Origin of the sequence: Arthrobacter agilis (assembly GCF_002953615.1) — a bacterium.
Lineage (GTDB): Bacteria > Actinomycetota > Actinomycetes > Actinomycetales > Micrococcaceae > Arthrobacter_D > Arthrobacter_D agilis_B.
Genome location: NZ_CP024915.1, coordinates 951,263 through 957,158, shown reverse-complemented (window position 1 = coordinate 957,158; position 5,896 = coordinate 951,263). Strand labels below are relative to the sequence as shown.

At 69.8% G+C, this 5,896-nt stretch carries 3 protein-coding genes; 1 reads left to right on the top strand and 2 read right to left on the bottom strand.

All coding sequences use genetic code 11. From position 1 onward, the window contains the following. Positions 1 to 1,430, top strand: a 1,430-nt coding sequence (locus tag CVO76_RS04615) for an AMP-dependent synthetase/ligase (RefSeq protein WP_208740904.1), incomplete at its 5' end; no start/stop codon positions are given. A gap of 40 nt (positions 1,431 to 1,470) precedes the next feature. On the opposite strand, the gene CVO76_RS04610 is transcribed toward CVO76_RS04615, so the two are convergent. Together CVO76_RS04610 and CVO76_RS04605 are read right to left on the bottom strand one after the other, a co-directional pair. Further along, on the bottom strand, positions 1,471 to 2,874 hold the full coding sequence (locus CVO76_RS04610; protein ID WP_208740902.1) for a mycothione reductase: 1,404 nt from the start codon (positions 2,872 to 2,874) through the stop codon (positions 1,471 to 1,473). 100 nt (positions 2,875 to 2,974) lie between these two features. Continuing rightward, positions 2,975 to 5,896 (bottom strand): pyruvate carboxylase (locus CVO76_RS04605; protein WP_244186201.1); only part of this gene is annotated, 2,922 nt, incomplete at its 5' end.

Here is a 5,896-nt window from a genome sequence, read left to right as displayed (position 1 = left end):
CCCGCCACGAGAACGTGGTGCGCGAGGCGGTGGCGCTCGAGGGGATCGCGTCCCTGCAGCACGTCTGGCAGTTCGACGGGGACGGACTGGACACCCTGCGCACCGCCGGTGTCGGCACGGACGAGCAGACGCTGTCCGACCGCCGTGCCTATGCAGGGCTCGACGACGTCGCGACCATCATCTACACCTCCGGCACCACGGGGAAGCCGAAGGGCTGCGAACTGACGCACGGCAACTTCGTTGAACTCTCGGAGAACGCCGCGGCAGCACTGCCCGAAGTGGCGCGCGAGGGCGGCCAGACCATCATGTTCCTGCCCCTGGCGCACGTCTTCGCGCGCTTCATCTCGGTACTCTGCGTCGCGGCGGGAGCCACCGTGGCCCACACCCCCGACGTCAAGAACCTGCTCCCGGACCTCCAGAGCTACAAGCCGACCTTCATCCTGGCCGTGCCGCGCGTCTTCGAGAAGGTCTACAACAACTCGATGCTGAAGGCCGAGGACGGCGGCAAGGGCAGGATCTTCCACGCCGGCGCGGACATCGCGATCGCCTGGTCGAAGGCCGAGCAGGCGGGCAGGATCCCGCTGGGCCTGAAGGTCAAGCACGCCGTCTTCGACCGGCTGCTCTACGGCAAGATCCGCACCGCGATGGGTGGCCGCGTGCAGCACGCGGTCTCCGGCGGCGCTCCGCTCGGTGACCGGCTCGGCCACTTCTTCCACGGCATCGGGCTGATGGTGCTCGAGGGCTACGGCCTGACGGAGACCACGGCGCCCATCACCGTGAACACCCCCAGGCGCATCAAGATCGGCACCGTCGGGGCACCCCTCCCGGGCAACGCCGTGCGGATCGCGGACGACGGCGAGATCCTCACCCAGGGTGTCTGCGTCATGAAGGGCTACTTCAACCGCCCGGAGCTCACCGACGAGGCCTTCGTCGACGGCTGGTTCCGTACCGGCGACATCGGCGAACTGGACGACGACGGTTTCCTGCGCATCACGGGCCGCAAGAAGGAGATCATCGTGACGGCCAGCGGCAAGAACGTCATCCCCGCGATGCTGGAGGACGCCATCCGCGCGAACGCCCTGGTCTCGCAGTGCGTCGTGATCGGCGACCAGCGTCCCTTCATCTCGGCGCTCATCACCCTCGACGAGGAAGCGCTGCCGGGCTGGCTCGAGCGGCACCAGCTCCCCGCCGGCACCACCATGGCGGAGGCCTCGGAACATCCGACGGTGCTCCACGAGATCCAGGAGCTCGTGGACACGGCCAACACGACGGTGTCGCGGGCCGAAGCGATCAAGGTGTTCCGGATCGTGCCGACCGACTTCACGGAGACGACCGGGCACCTGACCCCGTCCCTCAAGATCAAGCGCGCCCAGGTCCTCAAGGACTACTCGGACGTCGTCGAGTCGATCTACTCGACCGCCAAGGTCTAGGCGATGGTCCCTCCGCAGACCCTGCGGAGGGACGGTCGCCTCAGTCGAGCGCGAGGTTCAGGAGCGCGTTCTCGACCACCTCGGTGAGCGCGGGATGGATCCAGTACTGTCCGCGCGCCATCGAGCGGGCATCGAGGCCGAAGGACATCGCCTGGATCAGGGGCTGGATGATCATGGACGCCTCGTGGCCGAGGATGTGCGCACCCAGGATCCGTCCTGTCGACCGCTCGGCGATGATCTTCGCGAACCCTTGGGTGTCCTCCATGGCCCACCCGTACGCCGTCGACCCGTAGTGCTGCACGGCGGTCACGATCGTGGTGCCCGACGCCTCGGCATGGAGGAGCGCCTCCTCCTCGGTCATGCCGACCGAGGCCGCCTGCGGGTGGGAGAACACCGCGGACGGCACGAACCGGTGGTCGCTCGCCCGCAGGGCCTCCGGGTGCAGCAGGTTGTGCGCGACGATCTTCGCCTCGTGGTTCGCCACGTGCTTGAGCTGGTGGGCGCTGCTCACGTCACCCAGGGACCACAACCCCTCGACCGGCCGCCCGTCGCGCAGCACCCGCTGGTACTCGTCGACCGCGAGGCGCCCGTCGTCGTGCAGGTCCAGGCCGGCGTCCGACGCGCCGAGCCTGTCCGTGTTGGGAGTGCGACCCACGGCCATGAGGACGGCATCGACCTCGAGGTCCACCGCACCGGCGGGCCCGCTGAGGCGCACGGTCACGCTGCCGTCGTCGTTGGCGGTGATCCCGGTGACATCGGTGTCGAGCCGGAGGTCCCACTGCCGCGCCGCGTGCTCGGTGAAGGCCTCGGAGACGGTCTCGTCGAGCTGCCGCAGCATACCCCCGGAACGGACCGCGATGGTCACATCGGTCCCGAAGGAGCCGAAGACGTGGGCGAACTCCGCTGCGATGTACCCGCCGCCCACGATCAGCAGGCGCCGTGGCCGGTCCTGAAGGCGCATCACGGTATCCGACGTGTGCACCTGCGGCAGGGAGATGCCCGGGATCTCGGGCAGGACGGCGCGGGAGCCCGCGGCGATGACCACCTGGTCGGCGGTGACCAGATCACCCGACGCCGTCTCGAACGACGTCTCCCCGGTCAGCCGCACGTACTCCTCGATGAGCGTCACGTTCTCGAGTTCGTCGGCGCGGTAGGCCCTCCCGCCCGAGGAGATGGCATCGATCCGGGTGAAGATCCTGTCCCGGATGTCGCTCCAGCGCACGCGGTCGAGGGTGAGGTCCACGCCGAGGCGCGAGGACTCCCCGGCCGCCGCGGCCAGCTGGGCCGGATAGACGTACATCTTCGTGGGGATGCATCCCACGTTGAGGCACGTGCCGCCGAAGGTACCGCCGTCGACGAGGACGACCTTCCGGTCAGCCCATTCCGGCGAGATGAGCGTGTTGCCGGAGCCGGAGCCGATGACGGCGAGGTCGTAGTGGGTCACACGACGCAGTCTAGCCGCGCCCGGGCCGACAGCAGGCCGGAGCTGCACCCCCCCATTCCCCGAGCCTGCCGGCTCCTCCCCCTCGATCCGACCCGTGGCGTCAGGCGGGGGTGATGGTGAGGAGGAGGTCTCCTCCCTGGGCGGGTCGGGTGCCGGTGAACGTGGTGCGCTGGATGGTGCCGGTGATGGGGGTGGTGATGTTGGCTTCCATCTTCATGGCTTCGATGGTGGCGACAGTGTCTCCGGCGGTGACGGCGGTTCCTTCGGTGAGGGTGATGGTGACGGACCCGGCGAAGGGTGCAGGGATGTGGCCGGGGGTGCCGGGGTCGGCTTTCTCGGCGGTCTTCACGTCACTGGTGGCGTTCTTGTCCCGGATGGCCACGGGTCGCATCTGCCCGTTGAGGGTGCACATGACGGTACGCATGCCCTTCTCGTCGGGGTCGGACACGGCTTCGAGGGTCGCGATGAGCCGGACGCCCTTGTCGAGTTCGATGACGTGTTCGGTGCCCGGTTGCAGCCCGTAGAGGTAGTCCGCGGTGCCGAGCACGGACACGTCCCCGTACGTGTCCCTCGTGGCGGTGAAGTCCCTGGTGGGTCCGGCGAAGAGCAGCCGGTTCAGGGCCTGCCGGCGCTCGGCGGGCGTCCCGGCGAGGTCCTTCCGGTCCTCGGCGGTGATGTCCGCGTCGCGTGGTTTGAGTTCGCGTCCCTTCAGGGCTTTGCTCCGGAAGGGTTCGGGCCAACCGCCGGGCGGGTTGCCGAGGTCTCCGTTGAGGAATCCGATGACCGAGTCCGGGATGTCGTAGTCCTGCGGGTTGTCCTGGAACGCGGCGGGGTCCGCGTTGGAGCCGACCAGGGCCAGGGCGAGGTCCCCGACGACCTTGGAGGACGGGGTGACTTTCACCAGGCGGCCCAGGATCCTGTCCGCCGCCGTGTACATGTCCTCGATCGCCTCGAAGCGCTCCCCCAGTCCGAGCGCGATGGCCTGCTGCTTGAGGTTGGAGAGCTGCCCGCCGGGGATCTCGTGCCGGTAGACCCGACCGGTGGGGCCGGGCAGGCCGGATTCGAACGGGGCGTACATGCGCCGCACGGCCTCCCAGTAGGGTTCCAGCGCGCACACGGCATCCAGGTCCAGGCCGGTGTCCCGGGGCGTGTGGGCCAGGGCCGCGACCAGGGCCGAGGCGGAGGGCTGGCTGGTGGTCCCGGCCAGGGGTGCGCTGGCCACGTCCACGGCGTCCACCCCGGCGTCGACCGCGGCCAGGAGGGTCGCGAGCTGGCCGCCGGCGGTGTCGTGGGTGTGCAGGTGCACGGGCACCTCGAAGCGTTCCCGCAGGGCGGTCACCAGTTTCGCGGCCGCGGCGGGACGCAGGAGCCCGGCCATGTCCTTGATCGCCAGGATGTGTGCCCCGGCGCCCACGATCCGCTGGGCGAGGTCGAGATAGTAGTCCAGGGTGTAGAGCGTCTCGGCGGGGTCGAGCATGTCGGCCGTGTAGCACAGGGCGACCTCGGCGACCGCGGTCCCGGTGTCCCGGACCGCGCGGATGGCCGGTTCCATCTGGGACACGTCGTTCAGCGCGTCGAAGATCCTGAAGATGTCGATACCCGACGCGGCCGCTTCCTGCACGAAGGCCGTGGTGACGGCTTCGGGATAGGGGGTGTAGCCGACGGTGTTCCGGCCGCGCAGCAGCATCTGCAGGCAGATGTCCGGGATCTGGCGGCGCAGCGCGTCCAGGCGCTCCCACGGGTCCTCCCCCAGGAACCGCAGCGCCACGTCATAGGTCGCCCCGCCCCACGCCTCCACCGACAGCAATCCCGGGGTCAGCGCCGACACCGACGCACCCGCGGCGACCAGGTCACGGGTCCGCACCCGTGTGGCCAGCAGCGACTGGTGCGCGTCCCGGAACGTCGTGTCCGTCACCGCCACAGCGGTCTGCTCCCGCAACGCCCGCGCGAAGCCCTCCGGCCCGAGCTCCAGCAGGCGCTGCCGGCTCCCCATCGGAGCCTGCGCGTCCTGCCGGTCCTCGGGCTCACCGTGGGCCAGGGCGGTCGATGCGGGCAGTTCGGGGAGTTTCTCCCGTGGGTCGAGGTGCGCGGGCCGTGCCCCGTTGGGCTGGTTCACGGTCACGTCCGCGAGCCAGGTGAGCAGCTTCGTGCCGCGGTCCGCCGGGATGCGGGCGGTGAGCAGTTCGGGACGCTCGTCGATGAAGGAGGTGGCGACGTTCCCGGCGATGAAGTCCGGGTCGTCCAGGACCGCCTGCAGGAAGGAGATGTTCGTGGAGACACCGCGGACCCGGAACTCCGCCAACGCACGCCTCGCCCTCGTGACGGCGGCCGGGTAGTCCCGGCCCCGGCAGGTGAGCTTCACCAGCATCGAGTCGAAGTGCGGGCTGATCTCCGCCCCCGCATACACCGTCCCGCCGTCCAGGCGTACCCCGGCTCCGCCGGCGGACCGGTACGCGGAGATCCGTCCCACATCGGGCCGGAACCCGTTCGCCGGGTCCTCCGTCGTGATGCGGCTTTGCAGGGCGGCGCCGCGCAGGCTCACCGTCTCCTGCGACAGGCCCAGATCCTTGAGGGTCTCCCCGGCGGCGATCCGCAGCTGGGACTGCACGAGGTCCACGTCGGTGACCTCCTCGGTGACCGTGTGCTCGACCTGGATGCGCGGGTTCATCTCGATGAACACGTGCTGGCCGGCCCGCTCCCCGACCGTGTCCACGAGGAACTCCACGGTGCCCGCGTTCACATAGCCCAGCGCGGTCGCGAACTTCACCGCGTCCCGGTGCAGGGCCTGCCGGATCCCCTCGTCCAGGTTCGGCGCCGGGGCGATCTCGATGACCTTCTGGTGCCGGCGCTGCAGCGAGCAGTCCCGCTCGAACAGGTGCATGACGTTGCCCTCGGCGTCGGCGAGGATCTGCACCTCGATGTGCCGGGGCCGCAGCACCGCCTGCTCCAGGAACATCGTCGGATCCCCGAACGCGGACTGGGCCTCACGCATCGCCGCCTCCAGGGCCTCCGGCAACGCCTC